General features: G+C 42.3%; 19 protein-coding genes. 10 read left to right on the forward strand and 9 right to left on the reverse strand.

The features are described 5' to 3' along the window. Positions 1-910 (reverse strand): IS110 family RNA-guided transposase (locus BM386_RS22145; RefSeq protein ID WP_091698182.1); only part of this gene is annotated, 910 nt, incomplete at its 3' end. Positions 911-1,712: 802 nt separating this feature from the next. Here BM386_RS22145 and BM386_RS22150 point away from each other — a divergent pair. Beyond that, the gene (locus BM386_RS22150; protein WP_091698184.1) at positions 1,713-2,267 is read left to right on the forward strand and encodes an REP-associated tyrosine transposase; all 555 of its coding nucleotides are present in this window, start codon (positions 1,713-1,715) and stop codon (positions 2,265-2,267) included. A 315-nt stretch (positions 2,268-2,582) separates the two neighbouring features. On the opposite strand, the gene BM386_RS22155 is transcribed toward BM386_RS22150, so the two are convergent. Then, entirely contained in the window at positions 2,583-2,804 is a 222-nt protein-coding gene (locus BM386_RS22155; protein WP_024284896.1) for a DUF2795 domain-containing protein, read from the reverse strand. Positions 2,805-2,882: 78 nt separating this feature from the next. Beyond that, complete coding sequence (locus tag BM386_RS22160; RefSeq protein ID WP_091698186.1) at positions 2,883-4,130, reverse strand: DUF349 domain-containing protein; 1,248 nt, start codon at positions 4,128-4,130, stop codon at positions 2,883-2,885. A gap of 132 nt (positions 4,131-4,262) precedes the next feature. Between BM386_RS22160 and ettA the strand changes: the two genes are divergently transcribed. Further along, the gene (ettA, locus tag BM386_RS22165) at positions 4,263-5,942 is read left to right on the forward strand and encodes an energy-dependent translational throttle protein EttA (RefSeq protein ID WP_091698187.1); all 1,680 of its coding nucleotides are present in this window, start codon (positions 4,263-4,265) and stop codon (positions 5,940-5,942) included. A gap of 214 nt (positions 5,943-6,156) precedes the next feature. Here the strand turns inward: ettA and BM386_RS24185 are convergent, their stop codons facing one another. Then, the gene (locus BM386_RS24185; RefSeq protein ID WP_091698189.1) at positions 6,157-6,459 is read right to left on the reverse strand and encodes a type II toxin-antitoxin system RelE/ParE family toxin; all 303 of its coding nucleotides are present in this window, start codon (positions 6,457-6,459) and stop codon (positions 6,157-6,159) included. Next, complete coding sequence (locus BM386_RS22175) at positions 6,447-6,629, reverse strand: hypothetical protein (RefSeq protein WP_091698190.1); 183 nt, start codon at positions 6,627-6,629, stop codon at positions 6,447-6,449. The genes BM386_RS24185 and BM386_RS22175 overlap by 13 nt, the downstream gene beginning before the upstream one ends. A gap of 200 nt (positions 6,630-6,829) precedes the next feature. On the opposite strand from BM386_RS22175, the gene BM386_RS22180 reads away from it, so the two are divergent. Further along, entirely contained in the window at positions 6,830-8,347 is a 1,518-nt protein-coding gene (locus BM386_RS22180) for a MutS-related protein (RefSeq protein WP_091698192.1), read from the forward strand. A gap of 13 nt (positions 8,348-8,360) precedes the next feature. Here the strand turns inward: BM386_RS22180 and BM386_RS22185 are convergent, their stop codons facing one another. Continuing rightward, on the reverse strand, positions 8,361-9,575 hold the full coding sequence (locus BM386_RS22185; protein WP_091698193.1) for a metallophosphoesterase: 1,215 nt from the start codon (positions 9,573-9,575) through the stop codon (positions 8,361-8,363). A 575-nt stretch (positions 9,576-10,150) separates the two neighbouring features. Between BM386_RS22185 and BM386_RS22195 the strand changes: the two genes are divergently transcribed. After that, a complete protein-coding gene (locus BM386_RS22195; protein ID WP_091698197.1) occupies positions 10,151-10,333 on the forward strand; it encodes a hypothetical protein in 183 nt (60 codons plus the stop codon). A gap of 311 nt (positions 10,334-10,644) precedes the next feature. Beyond that, positions 10,645-11,964: a pyridoxal phosphate-dependent aminotransferase gene (locus tag BM386_RS22200; RefSeq protein ID WP_091698198.1), complete on the forward strand. Its 1,320-nt coding sequence runs from the start codon at positions 10,645-10,647 to the stop codon at positions 11,962-11,964. A 95-nt stretch (positions 11,965-12,059) separates the two neighbouring features. Here the strand turns inward: BM386_RS22200 and BM386_RS22205 are convergent, their stop codons facing one another. Next, the gene (locus BM386_RS22205; protein ID WP_091698200.1) at positions 12,060-12,479 is read right to left on the reverse strand and encodes a lipocalin family protein; all 420 of its coding nucleotides are present in this window, start codon (positions 12,477-12,479) and stop codon (positions 12,060-12,062) included. Positions 12,480-12,754: 275 nt separating this feature from the next. Continuing rightward, on the reverse strand, positions 12,755-15,904 hold the full coding sequence (locus BM386_RS22210; protein ID WP_091698202.1) for a PVC-type heme-binding CxxCH protein: 3,150 nt from the start codon (positions 15,902-15,904) through the stop codon (positions 12,755-12,757). Between the two features lie 445 nt (positions 15,905-16,349). Between BM386_RS22210 and BM386_RS22215 the strand changes: the two genes are divergently transcribed. Together BM386_RS22215 and BM386_RS22220 are read left to right on the forward strand one after the other, a co-directional pair. After that, on the forward strand, positions 16,350-19,025 hold the full coding sequence (locus tag BM386_RS22215; protein ID WP_244545598.1) for a c-type cytochrome: 2,676 nt from the start codon (positions 16,350-16,352) through the stop codon (positions 19,023-19,025). Beyond that, complete coding sequence (locus BM386_RS22220) at positions 19,022-19,825, forward strand: 3-keto-disaccharide hydrolase (RefSeq protein WP_425285325.1); 804 nt, start codon at positions 19,022-19,024, stop codon at positions 19,823-19,825. Before BM386_RS22215 ends, BM386_RS22220 begins: the two co-directional genes overlap by 4 nt. Positions 19,826-20,038: 213 nt before the next feature. Here BM386_RS22220 and BM386_RS22225 read toward each other — a convergent pair whose 3' ends face one another. After that, positions 20,039-20,521 (reverse strand): transposase, encoded by a 483-nt coding sequence (locus BM386_RS22225; protein ID WP_342029157.1) that lies wholly within the window; start codon positions 20,519-20,521, stop codon positions 20,039-20,041. A 433-nt stretch (positions 20,522-20,954) separates the two neighbouring features. Between BM386_RS22225 and BM386_RS22230 the strand changes: the two genes are divergently transcribed. From BM386_RS22230 to BM386_RS22240, 3 genes are all read left to right on the forward strand, one after another. After that, positions 20,955-22,013, forward strand: coding sequence for an aldose 1-epimerase family protein (locus BM386_RS22230; RefSeq protein WP_091698205.1), 1,059 nt, complete (start codon positions 20,955-20,957; stop codon positions 22,011-22,013). Between the two features lie 104 nt (positions 22,014-22,117). Continuing rightward, the gene (locus BM386_RS22235) at positions 22,118-23,329 is read left to right on the forward strand and encodes a cupin domain-containing protein (RefSeq protein WP_091698207.1); all 1,212 of its coding nucleotides are present in this window, start codon (positions 22,118-22,120) and stop codon (positions 23,327-23,329) included. Between the two features lie 181 nt (positions 23,330-23,510). Next, positions 23,511-24,533: a sugar phosphate isomerase/epimerase family protein gene (locus BM386_RS22240; RefSeq protein ID WP_091698208.1), complete on the forward strand. Its 1,023-nt coding sequence runs from the start codon at positions 23,511-23,513 to the stop codon at positions 24,531-24,533. Positions 24,534-24,604 lie beyond the last annotated feature (71 nt).

Here is a 24,604-nt window from a genome sequence, read left to right on the forward strand (position 1 = left end):
TTTTCAGGCCATGCTTTTCGAAGGTACGATCGAATAGGTTGCAGAAAGGTTTTACTTGGTAGGTGACAGCCTGGAATGCGGGCATGAACATCGCCCGCCTGATTCTTGAATTGCCTTTTTTTGAGATTTTGGTTTTTCCATTGTGCTTTCCCGACTGGTTTTCGATGACATCATATCCAGAATAGCTGACCAGCTGCTTACTATTTTCAAACAGTTCAAAGCCGTTGGTTTCGGCCAGCAGGATAGCAGTTGTCAATACACCTACTCCTTTGATCATACAGATGTTGCAGACCTTTTCCCAGACTTCTTTTTCAGTTTGGAGCAGATTCTTGATAGCTATCTCTAGTTGTTCGAGCTGCTTATCGATTAGTTTGATCATGCTTTCCAACTGTTTTTCAACAGCTTTTGAGGAATACATGCCATTTTTGATGGCGTGGAGTTGGTTTTTTGAACTTGTCTTTTGTTCCTGCAGGCTCTGGTGGTGTCTGGTTAAGGATCGTAATTCATAGAAAAACCTTCCAAATGGAGACCAGATAGACAGGCATTGTTCTGCTCCCATCTGGGCAAGTCCCTTAGCATCTATACTGTCGTTTTTAGACTTGTTTCCCAGCGATCTCAGGTAGTTCTTCGCTTTATTAGGCAAAACCACTGAAACAGAATAGCCTTTCTCAAACAGATACAAAGAGCAAGACTCATGGTAATTGCCTGTGGCTTCCATACAGATCACCAGAGGAATGCTTTGGTCTTTCCAGTTTTTTCGGATCCAAGTATCCATGGATTTAAAACCAGCTTTGGAATTGGCAAACGTGTGGGTGGTTTTTACCGTGACCTTTTGACCGTTATCTATAGTGGATAAACAGCCGTTGATAGATTTGCTGGAAATATCCAGTCCGACAGAATATTTTAACATAGAATTTGATGGTTTAAAAAACAAGATCCCCCTAGTTCTTTACTCATAGTATGGAACATTGAAAGATATAAACCCTCATGTTTAGGTACTATTCAGATTCGAAGAGGAAAGAATAAAGGTGTGATACCTTGCGCACAGTATCGGCGGTGCCGTACTTAGTCTCAATGTCTGGCTACACCTTTATCCTGTTTTTTTGATTCAATTTAAAGATATGAGTCTCATGACTTGTGCCTATTCTGATGCAGTCTTCAGACTGCTGAGTTTTGCTGTTGAAATAGAAGTCAGGAGACTTCATTATTGTAGGTCCAAGTCAATAGACTTGGACCAGGCCATAGTTGGTTGGGTTGATTGGCGCAAGTCTCAGGACTTGTGCCTTTCTTAATGCAGTCTTCAGGCTGCTAAGTTTTGCTGTTGAAATAGAAGTCAGGAGACTTCATTATTGTGGGTCCAAGTCAATAGACTTGGACCAGATTTAGGCCTTAGTTGGCGCAAAGTCTCATGACTTGTGCCAGGGAAAATGCAGTCTTCAGACTGCTGTGCCTTTTACATTCCGATATATGCTACCACTATGCAGAATCTGACATTGGGTTTTATGCAGCAGTTATTGACAAAGGGCAGCGATCACTGAAAGGCAGTCTGAAGACTGCGATATTTTGGGTCCAAGCCCGCCTGGCGTCGGACAGGTCTGAAGACTTGAACCAGACCCGTCATGAGACCTTGAACCTGACTCGATATTTTAACTAATCCATGAAAATCATTTCACTTTTAAGTATCTTACTATTAGTTGTTAAATGATTTTTTAATGAGCAGAAAATACAAAATCAGAGATCAGGAGAGACTATACTTCGTGACTTTTACTATTGTAGAATGGATCGATCTCTTTACTCGAAAAGATTACAGAGATATTCTGATAGATTCTTTAAAATACTGCCAAAACAATAAAGGCTTGGAGTTATGTGCGTTTTGCATCATGTCAAGCCATATTCATTTGATCATTGGGAGAAATAGTGAACATGCAATTGAGTCAATTATCCGGGATTTCAAAAAGTTTACTGCGACAGAAATACTAAGATCCATCCAGACAAGCCAAGATGAAAGCAGAAAGGAGTTTTTGCTTGATCATTTTAGGAAAGCGGGGGCAAAGAACTCAAACAATACTACTTTTCAGTTATGGCAGCAACATAATCATCCTGTTGAACTAAATACAAATGAAAGGATCAGTAGATGCCTCAATTATATACACCAAAATCCAGTGGTCGCCGGATTGGTTTATTCAGCAGAGGATTATGTTTATAGCAGTGCTTCCAACTATGCAGGATTACCAGAAAAATTGATTGATGTGATTCTTATACAATAGTTGGCGCAAATCTCTTGAATTTTCTTAATGCGGTCTTCAGACTGCTAAGTTGTGAAATTGGATAGGAAGTCAGGAGACTTCATTATTGTGGGTCCAAGTCAATAGAATTGAACCAGGCTTTAGTTGGCTGGCGCAAGTCTCAGGACTTGTGCCTTTCTTAGTGCAGTCTTCAGACTGCTGAGTTTTGCTGTTGAAACAGAAGTCAGGAGACTTCATTATTGTGGGTCCAAGTCTGAAGACTTGAACCAGATTTAGACTTGAACTATAATAGCCTGCACCTAAATAACAAAAGCCCCGATCACTCAGGGCTTTCCATTAATATTCGTCTTCGTTGAAGAAGAAGTCGTCTTTGGTCGGATAATCAGGCCAAATTTCTTCGATGGTCTCATAAGGCTCGCCATCGTCTTCTAATTCTTGTAGATTTTCTACTACTTCCATTGGTGCGCCGGATCGGATGGCATAATCAATTAATTCATCCTTGGTGGCTGGCCAGGGTGCGTCCTCTAAATAGGATGCTAATTCGAGTGTCCAGTACATAATGTTTATTTTAAAGGAGTTCCGGAGTTTAAGGGTTGCAAAATTATTCTTTTTTTGAAATATTCAATTGTGTATTTACTATTTAAAAGAAAGTTGTTTTAAAATATAATTTTTAACGTCAACTTTCCTCTTCACAGCAAATAATTTTTTCTTCATCATGATATCAAAATCAGCTGACTGTACGCGGAAATTCTCCGTATTGTTTTGTGCCGCTTCCAGCTCAGTTTGATCTCTTTTAAGCAAATCCTTTAGTAAAGCGGTTTTTATCTGAATTTGTTCAGATTCGGGTTTTTCATCGAAATCAGGGTATTTGCCATGCACCAGTTTTTCCAGGAAAGCTTTCTCAAATACGATGTCGGAGAAGAATTGGAATGATCTTACGATCAAATTCGCTTCTCTTGGCTTACGTGGTGGCAGCTTTCTCCATTCTTCCTGTATTGCTTTGGCTCTGCCGATGAGTTCGTAGGAAGTTGGTTTGGAAGAAAGTCCTTTAATCTCCTCTGTTAAAGTCTCTACTTTCCGCATGAGTTCCCGAGGGTTCATTTGCGGGCCGGTTTGCAGCGTTCTTTTGTATCTGGAGAAGATTCTGTTGTTCAATCTGGAAAACTCATCCCAAAGCGGCTGGCGTTTTTCCGCAGGTACTTTTCCTGCCTCTTTCCATTGGCGCTGGATTTTCTTGGAGATGTCAAATGCAGTCTTGGCATCCGGAAAATCATGCGCCTCTCTAGCTTGCACTACCAGCGCTTCATATACTTTGATATTTTCTTCTGCCTGAAGTGCCAAGCCTTCGAAGAAATGCCTTCTGTTTTCGAAGAAATGCTGCACGATCTCATTGAACTTGCCTTCTATTTCTTCTTGATGTTCCTTGTCCACAGGACCGGTTTTGATCCAGCGAAGTTTCAATTCCTTGTAAAACTCGGTGGTTTCTTTCCAGTCCGTATCGTCTTTTTTCTCTTCTGCTTCTTGAATTAAAGCCTTTTTGACTTCTAGGTTTTTGGTGCGGTTTACCTGTATGATTTCATTCAGGTAATCTTCTTGCTCACTAAGCTCTTTGATAAGTGGTTCAAAATCCCCCAGTGCATCAGATTGCATGAGCGATTCTCTGAGGTGAATAAGTTTCATGAGGAAAGACCCTTTGTTCTGGTTTTCCTGAATGTCGTTTTTGAGTTTGGCTACTTTTTCTTTGAGTTGTTCGAATCTATCCTCAAAATACTTCAGCGTAGAAGCTTCATCCTCTTTAACTTCCCCGATTACCCTATCTTCCTGCCCCAAAAATCCCTTCAAATAAACTTTGTCGTTTTTGATATATCCATACGGATGCTCCATTGCTCTACAGTAGGTTAGGTGGCGGTTTTCGAATTTCCGCAAATTAATTAATTCAAAAGCACTTATCCTAAGAAAGCGGTTTTTTTGCCATCTTTGATTCTTAAGTGCAATTTCTAAGTAAAAATATAACGCATGAGTTCAGAAAAAATCATCTTTTCCATGGCAGGAGTGTCAAAAATTTATCCGCCACAGAAAAAAGTCCTCAAAGATATTTATCTCTCATTTTTTTATGGAGCCAAAATCGGTGTCCTAGGTTTGAATGGATCGGGTAAATCTTCATTGTTGAAAATCATTGCCGGAATGGATAAGGAATTCCAAGGTGAAGTGGTTTGGTCACCGGGTTACACAGTAGGAATGCTGGAGCAGGAGCCAAAACTTGATCCTACCAAGACGGTGAAAGAAGTAGTGGAGGAGGCAGTAGCCGAAACGGTTGCTTTGCTAAAGGAATTTGAAGCGATCAATGAGAAATTCATGGATCCAGCTCTGATGGAAGATCCGGATGCTATGGATAAGTTGATCGAGAAGCAAGGAGAAGTCCAAGAGAAGCTTGATGCAGCTAACGCATGGGAACTTGACGTGATGCTGGATAAAGCAATGGACGCCCTTAGACTTCCTCCTAGCGATGCTAACGTCGCTAATCTTTCAGGTGGTGAAAAGAGAAGAGTGGCACTTTGCCGACTTTTATTACAGGAACCGGATGTGCTTTTGCTCGATGAGCCTACCAACCACCTCGATGCTGAGTCAGTGCACTGGCTGGAGCAACACTTGCAGAATTACAAGGGAACTGTAATCGCGGTAACTCACGATAGATATTTCTTGGATAACGTAGCCGGTTGGATTCTTGAACTGGATCGTGGCGAAGGTATTCCATGGAAAGGAAATTATTCTTCTTGGCTGGATCAGAAGCAAAATCGGTTGAAGCAGGAGGAGAAGACAGAGTCCAAGCGTCAGAAGACCTTGGAGCGAGAGCTGGAGTGGATCAGAATGACTCCGAAAGCCCGTCAGGCAAAAGGTAAAGCTCGGTTGAGTGCCTACGATCGATTGGTGGGAGAAGAGTCCAAAGAAAGAGAAGCCAAGCTGGAATTATTCATTCCTCCTGGGCCACGTTTGGGAGCGAAAGTGATCGAAGTGAATGGGGTGTCCAAAGCCTTTGGAGACAAGTTGCTTTTTGAAAACCTGACTTTTGCTTTGCCGCAAGGAGGTATTGTAGGAGTGATCGGTCCAAATGGTGCGGGTAAGTCCACGCTTTTCAAATTGATCACAGGGCAAGAGAAGCCAGATGCTGGAAATTTCGAAGTAGGAGAAACGGTACAGTTGGCTTATGTAGATCAAGGCCATGATTCTTTGGATCCTAATAAAACAGTTTATCAGACGATTTCCGAAGGAAATGAACTGATGATGCTGGGCAATAAAGAAGTGAATGCAAGAGCCTATGTCTCAAAGTTCAACTTCGGTGGAGGAGATCAGGAGAAAAAAGTTGGCGTACTTTCCGGTGGAGAGCGTAACCGGGTTCACTTGGCGTTGACGCTGAAGGAAGGAGGAAACCTGCTGTTATTGGATGAGCCTACCAACGATTTGGACGTGAACACGCTTCGAGCACTGGAAGAAGCTTTGGAAAACTTCGGTGGATGTGCAGTAGTCATTTCCCACGACAGATGGTTCTTGGATAGAATCTGTACACATATTCTGGCATTTGAAGGAGATTCTCAGGTAGTGTGGTTTGAAGGTAACTTCTCCGACTACGAAGAGAATAAGAAGAAGCGTCTTGGCGATGTGGAGCCGAAGCGGATTCGGTATAAGAATTTGAAGTAAGTTGGCAGTGGCAGTGGCAGTGATCAGTATTCAGTCGCAGTTTTGAGTTTGCATATTCTGCGTCACTGCCTGTCCGCCTGCAAGCGGGCGAGGCACGAAGCAGTCTAAAAGAAAACCTCCGGAGTTGGGAAGACTTCGGAGGTTTATTTCTTGCGAAAATTTACTAGTTAAACCCTCAGAATTAATAAGGTTTTGAGGGTTTTTTAGTTCAATTTCAGAAAAGTAGAGTTCTTCGATTTAAATCCCTAGCTGAATGGTGAACGGTCAAAATATCTACATGAGTATCTCCTTTTTTACGATATAGGATTATATAACTCCCCTCGACAAGTTGTCGGATATTTAACTCACCGAAAATTTCTAGCTTTTGGCCAGCGAGTTGATATTGTTTCAGAATATGGGTTCTCTGCCTTATTCTTTGGATTTGAATATTAGCATAGCGTTTGGAGTCCTTGCTAATGTATTCAGCAATTTCTTTCAAATCGTTAACTGCTTGATCTGTCCAATTTACTCGAACCATTTGTTTACTTCTTGATCCAGTTCTTCTTCTGAAATCACTTTACCTTCCTCGGAATCTTTGAGCCCAGTTTCTAATTTTTGAACTAAAATTAAATGCTCTACCAAGTCGTCTAAAGAAAACTTCTCTGGAAGTTTATCTAATTGTTTTTTTACCAATGTTTTAGTTAACATATTGAAAGGGTTTAATCAAATATAATGATTTTAGGCTTGGGGATACCTTTTCTAACCAAGTCTAAATGCCTGTCTTGTTCGTTTTGTTAAAAAATGTAACGTTCCTTTGAGAATTTTGATCAGGCTTGGACAAGGTTTTTATTTTTTATAGGTTTAGTTTAGCTCTATAGTTTTTGAAAAGGTAATCATCCTAGAGTTTTATGAAGAAATCAGTCGATCTGGATTTAGATAGAATAAGCAAGTATTATAATCAAACTGCTAAGTCTGGGTTCTTCCAAGACATCTCTTCCAAGCTCTGGAATGACTTAGGGATGAATGAGGTGTTTCACAAAATAGATCATACACTTACCAAATACGGAGAGCAATACCTGTATGCTTCCCTTCGATTTGTGAAAAAGGGGCCGTTGGTAGATGAAGGACTAGAATCTACGATTGAAACATTTGTGAAAAATCCACGTTTTGAATCCTTTTTGAATCGTAAGTTGGAAAGCTTGGCAAAGAATGGTTCCTATTTCTTGTGTAATGTTTTTCAAAGAGAGACACCTGAAAATCCCTGGTATATCATCTTATTTTACATCCTATCGGGACTTTCTGTTATTTGCGTGATCTTTTCATTTTTCATGCAATGGATGGTTTTTCCTGCGATACTGGTGATCACCTGCAATTTCTTTGTCCATTATTGGAGCAAACAGAATGTGTCTCTTGAATCAAGCAGTTTTGGCCAGCTAGGAGAAATGTTAGCTATTTCGCAGCTTATTCTTAAAGAATCCAAGAAACAAGAGGTTTTCTTGGCCAAACAGCCCGAAATCGAAAGGTTAGGATCACTCATTTTTAAGACATCCGTACTTAAGCCAAGAATGAAAGGGTTTAGTGAATTAGCGGAATTGGCTGGGTATATTTTTGAGTTGCTCAAAGCTGCTTTTCTGATCGAAACCATTCTCTACTACTCACTGCTCAAAGAAATACGAGAGAATCGAACTTTGATTGAAGCTAATTTTGAGTACGTTGCTTACTTGGATTTTGCACTATCGATTAAGACACTTAGACAGTCGGATTCTTCAATTACATTACCTAAAGAGAGTGATTTGCTTCAAATTGATGGTAAGGGAATGTTTCATCCCTTGATTTCAGACGCTATCCGAAATTCGATTCACATTGATAAAAATGGTGTTCTAATAACTGGCGCAAATATGTCTGGGAAAAGCACCTTCCTAAGAATTATAGGTTTGAATTGTCTCTTGGCCCAGACAATTAATTGTGCCTTTGCTTCGGAGCTGATACTGCCTAAACTGAAAATCCATTCTTCTATCCAGACTTTTGATGAGCTGGAAAGTGACAAAAGTTATTTCTACAGTGAGGCAGAGACAATGAAAGAAATGCTTGCATTAGAAAATGGACAAGGTTTCAACTTGTTGTTAATCGATGAGATTTTCAAAGGAACCAATAGCCGGGAGAGACTCGTGATTTCTTCAGAAGTCTTAAAACAACTTTCCCAAAAGAATTCTATAGTGATAGCAACAACTCATGATTTGGAGCTGGTGCATGGACTACCTGATTTTATGTTTTTTTACTTTACTGGACAGGATGTGGCTGGAATTTACCAATATGATTTCCAGCTCAGGTCTGGGGTTTTGGATAGTACCAATGCTGTTTTCGTGTTGAGAGATATGGGGTATCCAGCAGGGGTTTTGGAAAAAATTAGAGGAAGGTTAATCTAAGAGAATAGCTTTATTACTTCCTCCTCAACTTAATCACCGTAATCTCCGGCCAGATCCCAACCCGGCCAGGAAAGGCCAAAAATCCAAATCCACGGTTCACATGTAAGTATCGGCCCAGTTCTTCGTATAGTCCTGCCCATTTCGGGTAGCGAAGGGAGGCCGGACTCCATTTGATAAAACCGGGGATCTCGATCCCAAACTGCATCCCATGGGTATGTCCACTCAAGGTGAGATGGATAAATTGGGAGAAATTTTTCACCTGTTCGTCAAAATGGGAAGGATCGTGGCTCATCAGAATTTTAAAGCTTTTATCGCTCAGGTTTGCTGCAGCTTTCTTTAGGTCTCCGTACTGCCCGAATCCTTTTCCCCAGTTCTCCACACCAATCAGGTCTATGCTTGCTCCAGGTCTTTCGATTTTGATATTTTCATTTCGCAAAAGCTTGAATCCCAATTCCCGCTGAATATCATAAAGACGCTGCATATTCGCTTCTTTGGCCTCCTTGCTGGGCCATGATACATAATCTCCATAATCATGATTGCCCAAAATAGAATACTTTCCCATGGGAGCCTCTAGCTTTTTGAATGTCTCTATCCAAGGCTCCATTTCCTCCGCCTGGTTGTTGACTAAGTCTCCCGTAAACAAAATGACATCTGATTTTTGCTGATTGATTAGCTCAATGCCGTATTCCAGTTTCTTTTTATTGTCAAAACTCCCGCTATGTATATCTGAGATCTGGGTGATGGTAAATCCGTCAAACTCTGCGGGTAGGTCATCAAATTCCAGCGTATGGTTGATGACCCGGTAGCGGTATTTGCCTATTAGCACTCCGTGAAGAATACCTAAAAAGGGAATAGTAGAAAGCACCAAGGCTGCTTGGCTAATAAATTTTCTCCGGTCTGGAAGGAAATCGCCTTCTCGGTGGCCAGCGACGGAATAAAAAATCCCGGTAAATACACGCAGGATATCCTCTCCGAACATAAAACCCAGAACGATGAGCTTTGGAATCAGAGACAACACCAGTAGGGAAATCATCCTTCCAAAGCTCAGGCTGAGATTTCCCCGGGTAAAAGTCAGGAAACCATAGGCAACAAAGAGGTATACGAACACAGAAAAGACCCAAAACACAATCTTAATCCAGTTTTGCTCAGGGAAAGCAGTTTTGAAAGCCTGATAGGAATACCAGTCGATAAGGAATACAAAAACTAGGAAGAGTAGAATACGGATCACTTGCGAAGGTTTTATCTAGTGGACGATCCCGGAAAGTTAGATCGGTATCTTTTAATACAAAAGAAATCGGGATTGAAGCTTGTACGAATTAGATGCCTGAATGGGTGAATTCAAGTTAAGTTTTTCGGCTCTTCAAGATTTGTAATCTCGAAGGTTGTTCCCGAAGGGTGAAGATCTTCATCGTTAGCTCTGATTTCTTACTAAGTCGGATTTGAAACCCTACGGGCTTGGTTCAGGGTTACAAATCCTGAACAGCTGAGAATTTGTAAGTAAAGTTCGATAGCTATAGGTTTGGTTTTCTGTCAGCTTTTATTTTATTAGGAGATCAATACATGTTGAAAAGCAAAAAGTTATGAGTAGAGGGATTTTGGTTACACATCTGGTATTAATTGTTGTGGCTCTTGGCTTAGGAGGGTTTTCGATATGGCAAAAGGGATTTATGCCAGATGGCGATCCGAATTTTTCAGCTATAGCGATGGGGTGTATAGTTCTCTCTCAGGCGGTTTTACTTATTGCGGGACTGTATCGGAATAAGAAAGGTAAGCCTCCAGTGCTATAATTCAAATCCTAAGAGAATGAGTAAAAAACCGATTGAACGCCTCTATGGCTTGCCTTTCGTCCTAATAATTGCTTTAGGGTTGGCGAAGTATTTGGATCTTTTTCCGGTTCCAAGTTGGCTTATGGCATTAGCCCTTGTAGTGGGAGCCATCACATTTGTATTAAGTGCATACCTACAAAAGGTTAAGAAAGGTTCTTGATTTTTGTAACAAAGTCAGGGTAATTTATTTGCTTTTTGTCACAAAGTCAGGGCGTTTTTTATCAAATCTTGTAACAAAGTAAAGGCAAATAATATTTGGTGTTTGTCCTCTACTCTTCGAGATTTGTAATCTCGAAGCTTAAAAGATTTGAGTCCTTCAATATAAGATCTGGTTTCCCTAAACTCGGATTACAAATCCTGAACAGCCGAACCTCGATAGAAAAATTTAGTATTTCGGTGCTGGGGGTTACTTTCATTCCTCTTTTTTGTTTCTTTACACCCAAATTATTTTGCAGTCAGCCTATCAACCCTATGAGACAGTTACTCCTCAGACCCGGAGCGGAAGAATTATCCTATGAAATTCGTGGAATCGTGAAGAAAGCACGGCAAGTGGAGGCCTTAGGCTATGCCATGACCTGGGAGAATATCGGGGATCCTATCCAGAAGAGCAATCATGTGCCTGATTGGATGAAGGAGATCATCGCTGACCTGATGAAAGACGACAAGACTTACGGTTATGCGGATTCAAAAGGGATGCTGGAAACCCGTCAGTTTCTCGCTGACCTAAACAACGAAAGAGGAGGGACACAGATCACGGCCGAGGATATTTTGTTCTTCAATGGCCTGGGTGATGCTATCGCAAAACTGTATCAGTTTCTGATTCCTACGGCGCGAATCATTGGGCCTTCTCCGGCATATAGCACGCACAGTTCTGCTGAAGCGGCACATGCTAATGCCGCTCCAATCACTTACAAACTTGATCCGGACAACCAATGGCTTCCTGATATGGAGGATTTGTATCTGAAAGTCCGGTACAATCCTTCCATCGTTGGAATCTTGATTATCAATCCGGATAATCCTACAGGGATGGTATATCCTCGGGAGGTTTTGGAGGCTTTTGTGAAAATTGCGGAGGAATTCAACCTGCTCTTGATCACCGATGAGATCTACCAGAATATTACTTACAATGGAATCACGGCTGTTCCGTTGGCTGAGGTGATTGGCGATAGACCGGCTATTTCCCTAAAAGGAATTTCCAAAGAATTTCCATGGCCTGGATCTAGATGTGGCTGGATGGAGTTCTACAATAGGGAATCTTCCAAGGAATTCTCGAAGCTTTGCCAGACGCTGGAAAATGCCAAGATGATAGAAGTTTGCTCTACTATTTTGCCCCAGTTGGCCATTCCAAAAATCATGAAGCATCCAGCTTATTTCAAATACAGGGAAGAAGCAAATGCCCAGATCGGAAAGCGTAGTGATTGGATGCGGGAGATCTTAGGAGATATTCCAGGAATCAAATTTAACCCGACCCAAGGCGCTTTTTATAACACCATAGTTTTTGATGAAGGGGTTTTGAAAGAAGATCAGTTTCTTCCGATTGAAGATGAGGATCTAAAAGCCTTGCTGGATTCCTGGTTGAAGGAAAAGGATATGCCTATGGACAAGCGATTTGTGTATAACCTGTTGGCAGCTGAGCAGATCTGCGTAGTGCCGATTTCTTCCTTTTGCTCAGATTTGAGAGGTTTCCGAGTGACCCTTTTGGAGGAAAATGAGGAGGTTTTTAAGGATACGTTTAGGAGACTTGGAAGGGCGATTTCTAGGTATTTGAAGTCGGAAGTTGAGGTTCAGTAGGTAGTCGGAGTTTTCAGTCGCAGTATTCAGTGATCAAGTAGTCAGTCGCAGCCACAGTTTTCAGTAGTGGGCTAAGTGGAGGCGAAGTGCTGAATTTACTGCTTTTGGAATTTCATATCCAGAAAAGTTAGCGTGTTGTCTGAAATAGAATAAGAGTATTCAACAAGGGTTTCATCGGTGCTGGTTGCTTTCACCATAAGCTTGTTTTGGTCAGTATTCCAGGTAATTGGAATATTTTCAGTGGTTATACTTTTAACTGTTTGAGAGGGATTTGTTTCTGTTGGTCCTTCAATCAATTTATTTGTAAAAACTACTGACCCGGAATTATCTGCAGAGAATACAAATCCGGAAATATAAGAAAAAAGTGTGCTGACATTTTCCGATACAATAGGGTCTTCTACTTCTGTGGTAAGAACCCATGTTCCATGCAATTCATTAAAGGGTAGGGGATCTTCTTCAGTGCAGGAAAATAAAGTAAAGACAAGGCAAAGTCCAATAATGAAGTTGGTTTTCATAAGCTAGATTTATACATAGACGGGTCTAATATAAATGATTGTATGGAAATCAGTAGTTGATAGTTAAAAAATTACCTAGTCGTTAAATAATTTTTGCAAGTAAACGAAACCTGTTAAAAATATTTGAGTCAAAAGGAACTCAATCCCTTTGACCCAACTTTTTTTTTATCCGACATCCGACATCCGACATCCGACATCCGACATCCGCCATCCGCCATCCGCCATCCGCCATCCGCCATCCGCCATCCGACATCCGACATCCGACATCCGCTAACCTATCTCTCCATAGGATGTGCTTTCAGCAAATCAGCTGGCTGATAAAAGCCTTCGTGATCTTTGATTTCTTCCCGAACCTTTTTCACCAAGTCAGGAGAAATGGCAGATGCGGAATTCCCGAAAGAATTTCTCACGAAAGTCAGTACCGCAGCTACTTCGGAGTCATCTAGCATACCTTCGAAAGGCGTCATTGGTACTTGTCCAGGATAGTCTTTTCCCAAAACTGTAATCGGCCCCATCATCCCTTTCAGCACGATTTTGATTAGCCGCTCTTCACTACCGGTGACCCAAGGCGTACCTGCAAGTGGAGGGAAACCTGAGGCCGCGAGTCCCTGACCATCTGGTTGGTGACAAGTACTACAGAAACCTTCTCGTGCATAGATCTCTTTTCCAAGCACAAAAAGCTCTCTATCCGAACCTGTCAAGGAAGATTTGATATCCTCTTCCTTCTTCTCTTTCACAGAAAGTCCTGAAATATGCGCAACTGCCGCTTCATAGGCAGGACTGATCCACTCTTCCATTTCTGTCTCTTCCCCTGCGGAAAGGACTTCAAGCCCTGCTTCACGCGGCATCCAAGATGCTGCTACAATAGCTTCCAGTCGTACCCGTCCATTTTCGTCTGTGATAGCTTCGGTCATCAACTCCTGTTGGTTGGAAACTTGATGCCCGGTATAGCGAAGTACACGTACAGCGGCTGCTCTGGCTCTGTAGTCTTTGGCTTTTAGCAGTTGCTCCAAAAGATCAGTGTTGACTTTGTTAATGCCCCAACTTACCCAAAGTGCTTCAAGTGCGTGGTGCTCATATCTAGGATCGTTTTTATCCAGTTTGCTTGCCCAAGCAGCCACAGCATCATAGACCTCTTCCTGATCTCTTCCCCGTAGTTCCCGGCGAGTTCTGTAGCGGGTTCTGTATTCCGGGAGTTTCAGATTTTCCAATAATTCAGGTATGTTCGCTCCATCGATTTTGGCAGGAGTGACCAAAGGTCTGGAAGGATAGGTGATTCTGTAAATCCTGCCATGCTGATGATCTCTGAGCGGGTCACGGGCGTTATGCTGCATGTGGCCTATCAGGATATTGTGCCAATCGACTACATATAGTGAACCGTCTGGTGCGATCTCCATGTCCACTGGGCGGAAGTTTCGGTCAGTGGATGAAAGTAAATCCTGTCTCCATTTGGTAGAAAAGCCGATTTCTTCATCGATCATCTGATGTTGCTTGGTTCCCAAAAAACCAATGGTATTATTGATGATCATGTCTCCCTGCACATCCTCAGGGAAATGTCTGCTGGAAATAAACTCCAAACCGGAAGTAGGCCGGACAAGTTGGTCTCTCTGGATGAGGTTTTTGCCTTTATTATTTGCATTTCCATATCGGGGAAGCAAGGACGCTGGCATCATATAATTCACATTTGGACCTGAGGTCTCTGCATAGAAGTTCTGGCCCCATTCGTCAAAGGCAATTCCCCAAGGATTTGGAATGCTGACTTGAGCTACTCGCTCGAGCTTATGTCTGCTCGGCGTATATCTGTAAAATCCGCCGTTTGTTGCACGAACGGGACCATAAGAAGTTTCCACATTGGTGTGAAGGAAAACTCCCTCTGCCATATAAATTGCACCAGATTCATCTGTGGTAAACGCAGAAATCGCGTGGTGCGTATCGTGATCATCAAAGCCACTTAGTAGGATTTCTTTTCTGTCGTATTTGTCGTCCTTGTTGTCATCATAAAGGATGACTAGGTTATTTCCCTGAGAAACATATACGCCTTCTTCAGCCAGTTCAAATCCAACTGGGATATGGAGGTCATCTGCGAATACGGTTTCCTTATCAGCTTTGCCGTCATTGTCTGTGTCTTCGTAGATCAATAATTTATCGGCCGGGCGAGAATCTCCAGGTTTGTAATGTGGGTAGCTTGGCATAGTCGCGACCCAAAGCCGTCCTTTGTTATCGAAAGATAGCTGAACTGGATTTGCCAGATTTGGCCATTCTTCTTCTGAAGCAAAGAGTTCAATTTTATAGCCTGGGGCTACTTTCAGCTTGGAAAGTGCTTCCTCTCCATAGAGGTATTCTAAGCTTCCGTTTCTCTCTGGATTGTAGTTCGTCTCTACTTCAGGCAGTTTTTTAGTCTTTGCATCTGCTGCAGCAAGATCTTTTCGTTCACCCTGATTTGCCATCCAGATCGCCGTGTCACGGATAGCAGTCATCTGTCGGATTTTCTCCAGTTCAAAAGGGTAATTGTCCGGACCAAAAGGATCATATCTTCTACCGAATACATGGACACCATTCGGGATTTTGTAGTCATTTCTCCAAAACCAGTTTTTTTCCTGAACAGCTTCCTGAACTAATTCGCGGTTAGCTTCATTGGCGACTTTTTGCTCACCGAAAATCTCATCTGCAAGCAGCACGGCTAGTTTTTTGTATCCAGCCTCATTGAGTTGGGAACCATCGATGGTCAGGTCTTCTTCGGTTTCCAGATACCATTGCTTGCTTGGTGTGAAAGCATCTACAAAAAGCACCTTATTCTTTTCTGCTATCTCCTGCATGGCTACGGTGTAGAGATTGATGTTTTCGTTTTCGGTTTTTCCGTCCGGGAAATCTATTTTCTCCGAGAGATCTTCAAAAGCAATAGGGGAAACGATGACTAGTTTGGGAGAAAGTGTGTCGTGATATTTCTGACGCAGCGTATGTTTGATAAAAGCATCCAATTCAGCCTTGTAGTTTTCCAGTCCATCCACCCCCTGGAATGATTCATTGTATCCAAAAAATGAAATAACTATATCTGTCTGAAGCCTTTTTAGCCATTCATCAGGCTTTTCCAAATGACCTTCACTTCCTGATGGCGTGGCGTATTCAGTTTGAAAGGCTTCGGCTCCTGGAAACGCCCAAGGGTCATTAGTGCCGGATCTAGGTCTAAAACCTGGCGTATCTCCCGGATCGGAAAGATTTCTGATATACAGATTTTTCTCAGGATAGCGGAGGTGCATCTCAGTCTCAAAACTTCCATAATCCATCATTCTGGATCCCAAGTTGTTTCCAATCAGGGCGATTCTGGCATTTTTCTTTAACTCGATGGTTTCTTTCTGGGTACATTGAAAGGAAATCATTCCGATTAGAGCGAGGAGGAAGAGGTTTATGGGTTTTTGTAGAATCATATTCTTGGTATATGCATTAGGGATCTAATAATAGGGATAAAGCCTCGTATATTCAATCTTTTTTAGGGCTTTTGCCTAGTGTTTGAAAACTGAGGTTTTGGTTTTTTTTCAAATCGTAATACAGTACTAAATCAGTATCAAAAAATTTGTTTTATGTTGTTTTAACCGTCCTGTGCTATCTGTTATTGCACACTTCATGCTCACAGGATGGTGCAGGATAGAAAAAGGTAGTGTTTGTCATAAACTCACCAGAAAATTACTTTTCACCAAAGTAGAACCGATCCGAAGCTGAACTATAGCCCGTATTAGCTTTCGGGTTCTGAGATTTATTCCCGAGACATTCATTAATTTCATGAGTGGTTTTACAATAGAATAAATAATTTCCAATTTATGTTTCTAAATACTGCTATCAATTAACATTTGCCCTATGCAACTCAATTACTCCATGAGAAATCTATTTTTCTTATCAGCTCTGGTACTTTTTTCGGTATCATGTACAGCGGATAAAGAGGAAGAAACCCAAGCCAGACAGCTGACTGGCAACCCCAAACTAGATAAGCTTAAACTCCCAGAAGGCTTTGTGGCCGAACATCTACTTAGTCCTGGAGAAAAGGATGAGGGGTCTTGGGTTGCAATGACTTTTGATGATAAAAATCGACTGATCACAGCCGATCAATACGGCTTCCTTTACCGATTGGAAATTCCGCCTGTAGGTTCTGAATCTCGGGAGCCTAAAGTGGAAAAATTGATCATCGGAAATGTTGCGGAGCCTCAAGTGGGTATGGGCTATGCCCAAGGACTGCTTTATGCTTTCAACAGTATCTATGTGATGGTGAATCACAATGGAAATGAAACCTTTGCAGAAAGTACGGGGCTGTACCGAATTCAGGATTTGGATGGGGATGATCAGTATGAGTCTGTGACCAAAATTAAAGGATTCACAGGTCAGCCTGGTGAGCACGGGCCACATAGCATCAAACTTTCACCTGATGGGCAATCACTTTATATCGTAGCAGGTAATCATACGGACGTGCCAGAAATGGATGCCTACAGACTGCCTAAAGTTTGGCAGGAGGACAACCTTTTTCCTGAAATCAAAGATCCTAGAGGGCATGCTAATAGCAGAATGGCTCCAGGAGGATGGGTAGCTAAAATAGACCCTGAAGGCACAGAATGGGAACTGATCTCGGCTGGCTATAGAAATCCTTTTGATATTGCCTTCAATGAAGTAGGTGATTTGTTTACCTACGATTCAGATATGGAGTGGGACTTTGGAATGCCTTGGTACCGTCCAACTAGAATCTGTCATGTGACTTCAGGAAGTGAGTATGGCTGGAGAACAGGCAATCAGAAATGGTCACCTAACTATCCTGACAATTTACCAGCCACTTTAAATATAGGTCAAGGTTCACCTACCAATGTTATGTTTGGAACGGGAGCCAAGTTTCCTGCTAAATATAGAAACTCTCTTTTTGCCTTTGACTGGAGCTTTGGGATCATCTATTCCATGACTTTGACGCCAAATGGTGGGACATATGAAGCTACGGCGGAAGAATTTATCTCTGGCTCTCCGCTGCCTCTGACAGATGGGGTCATAGGCCCTGATGGAGCAATGTACTTTATGACTGGAGGAAGAAGGCTGGAGTCAGATTTATATCGGGTTTACTACGAAGGCGACATCGATGGCAATGAAGGCACGTTGACCATGGCAGATCTTCCTGCAGAGGCAAAAACCCGTCGTGAATTGGAGGCTTTACATGTAGATGACGCACCGGCTTCAGGTCTTGAATTGGCTTGGTCGCACTTGAATAACTCAGACAGATTTGTTCAGTATGCAGCTAGAATTGCAGTAGAACATCAACCAATTGATTCTTGGAAAGCAAAGGCTTTGGCTGAAAAAGATCCGGTTATTTTGACTCAAGCTATGATTGCCTTGGCCAGACATTCAGAAAAGGGTACTGGAGCACCGATGATTCAGGCTTTGATGGGAATTGATTACAAAAGCTTGGATGAAAAAGGGAAGCAGGATTTATTGCGTGCTTTTGAGTTGATTTTAGCTAGACAGGGAGAGCCAACTGGATCTTTGAAAACTGATTTAGTGGCTTATCTGGATGCTAATTACCCAGCAAATAACAATAATCTTGATCGTGCTTTAGCTGTACTTCTAGTGTATCTGGATGCGCCGGATGCAGTAGAGAAGACTTTGGCACTACTCAAAAATGCGAAAGACGATCCTGATTACCAGAAGACATTTACCTCATCATCAGATTTGATTATGAGAAATCCACAGTACGGATTGGACATCGCAAATATGCTGGCAAATGTGCCACCTGCACAGCAAACGTATTTGGCCACCGTTCTTGGTGGGGCTGAAACAGGATGGACACCAGAATTGCATGAGGATTATTTCACTTGGATTCAGGACGCCTTCAAGTACAAAGGAGGTCGTAGTTATGTTGGGTTTATAGACAGAGCCAGAAAAATGGCACTTGAGCATGTTGCAGAAAGTGATTTTGAAAAATACAATGAGCTTTCCGGTGCAGCCATGTTGACAGGCAACGGAAATGATCTAGTGGACACAAGCATTCAACCCGAAGGCCCGGGCAGAAGATGGACAGTGGAAGAGGCTGAGCCCTTGATGGCGGATTTGAGTGGAAGAGATTTGGGGAAAGGAAAGGCGATGTTTGCAGCTTCTCAGTGTTTATCCTGTCACACCCTTGGAGGTGAAGGAGGAATTATCGGACCTGATTTAACTCAATTAGGAACACGTTTTTCTACCAAGGATATCTTGGAGGCTACGATTAACCCAAGTGATGAGATTTCGGAGCAATATGTAGCTAGCGTTTTGGAATTGAAAGACGGAAGTTCGGTGATGGGTAGAATCGTAAATGAGGACGACAATAGCTATTCAGTTTCGCAAAATCCTTTCTCTCCTGACGTGCTTCGCAAAGTCGATAAAAGCAATGTGACTCTAGTGAAAGATTCCAAGATCTCTATCATGATGCCAGGTATGATCAACAGACTGAATGAAGAGGAATTGAAGGATTTGATGGCTTATCTGATTTCAGGAGGTAATCCAAGTCATGAAGTTTACCAAACTAAAGCTCAAGCAGAAGAATGAAAAATCTACTGAAATCTAAATGGCTGCGAGTAGAATTACTTGGACTAGGAGCGATAATGGTCGTTGGCTTGGTAAACTGCCAGCAGCCAACAGAAAATACTACTTCAACAGCTGAGCCGATGAGTGCTGTAGAAGCTGATTTTGAGCCTATTTTTGATGGGAAAACCTTAAATGGCTGGGAAGGAGATCCTGTGTATTGGTCTGTGAAAGACGGAGCAATCACAGGTGAAATCACACCTGAGACCTTGCTGAAAGCCAATACTTTCCTGATTTGGCAAGGGGGACAGCCAGGGGACTTTGAGCTGAAAGCTGAGTTTAAGATCTCTGAAAGTGGAAACTCAGGGATTAATTATCGAAGTGAAATGGTAGAGGACGTACCGCATGCACTTAAAGGCTATCAAGCTGATATTGACGGGAAGAATAATTATACAGGACAAAACTACGAAGAGCGCAAGCGGGCTACCTTGGCCTACAGAGGTCAGATGACTAAAATCACTCCACAGCCTGATGGGGTAGGAGTTCGTGAGTTTGTGGAGGGAAATGCCTGGAAAGGCCTCAATTTGGAAAAGGAAATCGGCGACCGTGCTAAACTTGGTGCCCTGATCAAACCAGGAGAATGGAACAGTATCCATATCGTAGCCAAAGGGAATGTACTCAAGCATTATGTGAATGGACAACTGATGTCAGAAGTTCACGATGAAGATCCTAAAAACAGAATGGATGCGGGCTACCTGGGGGTGCAAGTACACGTAGGTCCTCCGATGAAAGTGCAGTATAAAAATGTGATGTTGAAACAGTAGTTTGACAGTTCAATTTTCATAAGGAAATGGCTCTTGCAGAAAAGTAAGGGCCATTTTTTAAACGATACAGCTATAGTTCAAGTCTTCAGACCTGTCCGACCTCAGGCGGGCTTGGACTCATTTTAATGCAGTCTCCCGACTGCAAAAGGACAGTCTAAAGACTGCATTTGTTTTAGACCCAAGCCAGGGAGACTAGAAACAAGCTTTGCTGATTTATTTAATTAAAAGCACTTCAATTAACTTTTCTGGTAACCCCGCATAGTTGGATGCGCTGCTGTAAACATATTCCTCAGCAGAACACACAATGCCTGCAACTACTGGGTTTTGGTGGATATAGTTTAGGCAACGAGAAATTTTATCATTTGAGTTAAGTTCAATTGGATGATTGTGTTGCTGCCAAATTTGAAAGGTCGAATTATTTGGGTTTCTAGCTCCGGCCTGGCTAAAGTGATGAAGTAAAAAGTCTTTTCTGCTTTCTTCAGGACTTCCTTGAATGGATTTGAGAATTTCGATTGCTGTAAACTTTTTGAAATCTCTAATAATTGCCTCAATCGTCGGTTCACCATTTCTACCAATGATCAAATGGATATGGCTTGACATGATACAAAAGGCACATAAGTCCCGCCCTTCATTTTTTTGGCAGTATTTTAAGGATTCTATTAGAATGTCTCTATCAGAACATTCGGGTAAATAAATCGATCCATTCTACAACTGTGAAGGTTACAAAGTAAAGCTTTTCTTGGTCTCGTATTTTATATTTTCTACTCATTTTAAAAGTATAGATGTGTTGATGTTAAGTTACTTAAAAGTGATGTGAATTTTGAGTAGTTGTCGGTTATTAGGCAGTCTGAAGACTGCTATATTATAGGTCCAAGTCTGAAGACTTGAACCAATTACAGACTGTAATACTTTAGGTCCAACCCCGCCTGGCGTCGGACAGGTCTGAAGACTTGGACCATACCTATTAATTAGCCTTGTTGAAAAACTTGGGCCATTTTTTTATTAATGGCATCTTTCTCACCTATAAGTTCCATAACTTATTCCCGAGCTTCTAGATTCAACCCATATACGGCAGGACAGTCTCTGGAGGCCTTTTTTTTAGATTACAAACTAGTCTTACAACCCAAGAATGAACCTATCCGATCCATCCAATTGGAAACATAAATTATCCAATTTCCGCCAACTTGGGGGAATAGAAACTTCCATCCTTGACAACGGCGCAGGCCGTGGCACGCGCATAGCATGGATTAATACCGGAGCGGGTCTTCGATATAAAGTTGTATTAGACAGAGGGATGGATATTCTGGATGCCTTTCACAATGAGCATAGTTTGTCCTGGATAAGCAATGCTGGGCATGTTGCCTCCCAACCTTTTTCCAACCAAGGAATAGATTGGTTGCGCACCTTCGGTGGAGGTCTTTTTACCACTTGTGGTATTTCTTCTATGGGGCCTCCAAATGAGGATGAAACAGGAAGTCGAGGGTTGCATGGGAATTACAGCAATACTCCTGCGGAACTGCTCTCCATCAAACAACCGGATATTTATTCTGGAGATCTGGATTTTGAAATTGTAGGAATCATTCGTGAGACTACAACTTTCGGCCCAAGTTTGGAGCTGAAAAGAACTATTTCTGGCACCATCGGATCTGCTGAAATCAACATCAAAGACGAGGTTGTCAATCGCGGAAATTCCCCAGCGCCTCATATGGTACTTTATCATATCAATTGCGGTTGGCCACTGATCGACCAGGACACCAGAATAGTGTGGCGAGGAGAAGTGCAAAAAAGAGATTCAGATCATTTGCTTTCTGATTTTAATAAGGAACACAACTTCACCAAGTGTGCAGCTCCTTTGGATGAGCATGCAGCTTTCGGTGAGGATGTAGCTTTTATTGATCCAGGAACCGATGAAAATGACCAGGTCACTTGTGGTTTTATGAATGATGGGTTGGAGTTAGGGCTTAGTATTTCGTTTTCCAGAAATCAACTGCCCTGGCTGATCAACTGGCAGCACTGGGGCAAAAATGAATATGTGACCGCCCTTGAACCTGCTACTAATCCTCCAATTGGCCAAGCAGCTGCAAGGAAAGATGGTACGTTGATTTTGCTGGAACCTGGAGAAAGCAGGACCTACGAAATTAAGCTAGAAGTACTAAAAGGAGCGAAAGTGAAGGAATTTAAAATTTAAAATGATAACAATTAAAAATTGATCTGGATTTAAGAATTTTCAAATACTTCAATCATTCAATTTTCCAATCAATATCAAATCTCAAATCTCAAATCAATAAACCCATGAGTTTAGCCAAAAAAGCCCTGGAACAGGGAGAAGGAATTTTAAGATTAACCCCGACTTGGGTGCCGCGCTCATTCTGTGTGCCGGGGCGAAGAATCAAATTGCATCCAGACGATTATTACAGCTTGGGTGGAGAACGTGGAGGTATAGATGAACGCTGGTTTTCTTCCACCACTCCTGCAGAGAACGGCCCGCTGACCAGTAAGAATGAAGGTCTAAGCCATGTCGCTTTTGAAGATGGCGGCAAGACCGAGTTGTTCCTTTTGAAGGATGCAATTGATGAATTGGGAGGAGAGATCATCGGTGGCCGACTTTGGGACAAATACAGGTCTTGGCCTATGTACTCTAAGTTTTTTGACAACATGGGGCCGCTACCACATCACATCCACCCGAGTGATGAGTTTGGTAAATTGACTGGGCAAAACGGTAAGCCGGAAGCGTATTACTTCCCTCCCCAGGTCAATAACCACGGCGGAGATTTTCCATATACTTTCTTTGGGATAGCTCCGGGGACGTCCAAAGAGACTATTCTGGAGTGTCTGAAGAATTTCAATAAAGGTGACAATAAAATCACCAACTATTCTCAGGCATTTAAGCTTCAGCCCGGTACGGGATGGAATGTGCCTCCAGGAATGCTTCACGCTCCAGGTTCTTTGTGTACCTATGAGCCCCAGAAAGCTTCTGATATTTTTGCAATGTATCAGTCTTTGGTAAACGAGGCGATCATTCCGGATGAATTGCTTTGGAATGCAACTCCGAAAGATCGCTGGGGAGATTTTGAATTACTGGTAGAGATGATCGATTGGGATTTGAATGTCAATCCAAATATCATGGACAACCATTACATGGAGCCAATTCCAGTAGAAAATAGAGCAGAGATGAATGCTAAAGGATATGATGATAAATGGATTTGCTACCGCTCTCATGATTACAGTGCGAAAGAATTAACCGTTTTCCCAGGTCAAACGGTAATGATCACCGATGCTGCAGCCTACGGTATGATCATGATGCAGGGATATGGTAAAATGAATAATTGGGACATAGAAACTCCTGCTTTGATCCGCTTTGGACAGCTGACGCATGATGAGTATTTTGTCTCTGAGAAAGCTGCGCAAGCAGGTGTGAAAATCACCAATCACTCCAAAACTGATCCTATCGTAATGCTGAAACATTTTGGACCGGATAATCCGGATTTGAAGGTGATGGAATGAATTCGGATTTATGATTTTTGATTTACGATCTTCAATTTAGTGTTAATCTTCAAGATAAAATGTGAGTGCTTGGCGGTTTCAATCAAAGAAAATAATAAAGAATGTAGAATGATGAATTTTGAATAATGAAGTTAGATCACCTGTACTTCAATCTTTTAACTAACTAATAACCCATATTACCATGAGTCAAAATAATTTCCCAAAACTACATAATGCTACCTGGCCGGGAATCGTCGGCAAAGGGGCAGATTCTGAACCTGTGATTCCATTTGATTCCCTATTGGCAATGACCGCAGCGGCGGAAGTTGATGGGGTGAAATTTGATGGAGTAGATCTAGGCTTGCTGGAGCCGCATTTCAAACTAGATGATCCAGACGAAACGAAAATACTCGCAGAGAAACTTCAGAAACATAACCTGGTAGCCGGCTCCTTAGTAGCGCCGATTTGGGCGGGATCTGCGATGGGAACAGCCGATCAGCGCAAGACTTTTGTTGAAATGGTTCGCAAGGCTTGTGAGTTTTCGAAGCAGTTACAAGATCTTGGTGTTCGACCTTATGGTGTAATCAGAATTGATTCCGCAGCTGGAGTAGAAGACTGGGCAAAGGATCCTAAAGGAAACACCAAAATCATTGCAGAGACATTCCGTGAAGCTTGTGATGTAGCTGCAGGCTATGGCGAAAAACTTGCGACCGAAGGTGAAATCTGCTGGGGAGCGATGCACAGCTGGAAATATATGGTTGAGCTATTGGAGAAGGTGGATCGACCTAATATCGGTTTTCAGGCAGACATGTCGCATACTTTTCTTTACACCATGGGCTACAATGCTCCTGAGCATAGAATTCTGGCGCCAGATGCAGACCTAAAAGACAGAGAAGCCGTGAAAGCAGCCTTGAAAACAGTGACCGATGCGCTTCGACCATGGACGATTGACTTTCACGTCGCACAAAATGATGGTTCGGTTTTCGGTTCAGGATCTCACGATAAGACCGGAAGACACTGCCAGGCCACTGATCCAAATGGCGTGTTGGATATCGCACATGATGCCGGATACTGGCTGCGCGATGAGAATGGTGAGTTGACCAAAGCTTTCCAGCACATTTGCTGGGATGGATGTATGTTCCCAAATGCAGTCATGAACGACCAGCAAACTTGGAATGACATTCTTGCAGCGCTAGTGAAGGTGAGAAATGCACATGGATGGTAAGGCTTAAAACTTCTTTATTCAACATTTAGCATTCATCATTCAAAATTAAACCTTAGGATGTTTTTAATTAA

The organism is Algoriphagus locisalis (genome assembly GCF_900116615.1).
In the GTDB taxonomy this organism is placed as follows: Bacteria; Bacteroidota; Bacteroidia; order Cytophagales; family Cyclobacteriaceae; genus Algoriphagus; species Algoriphagus locisalis.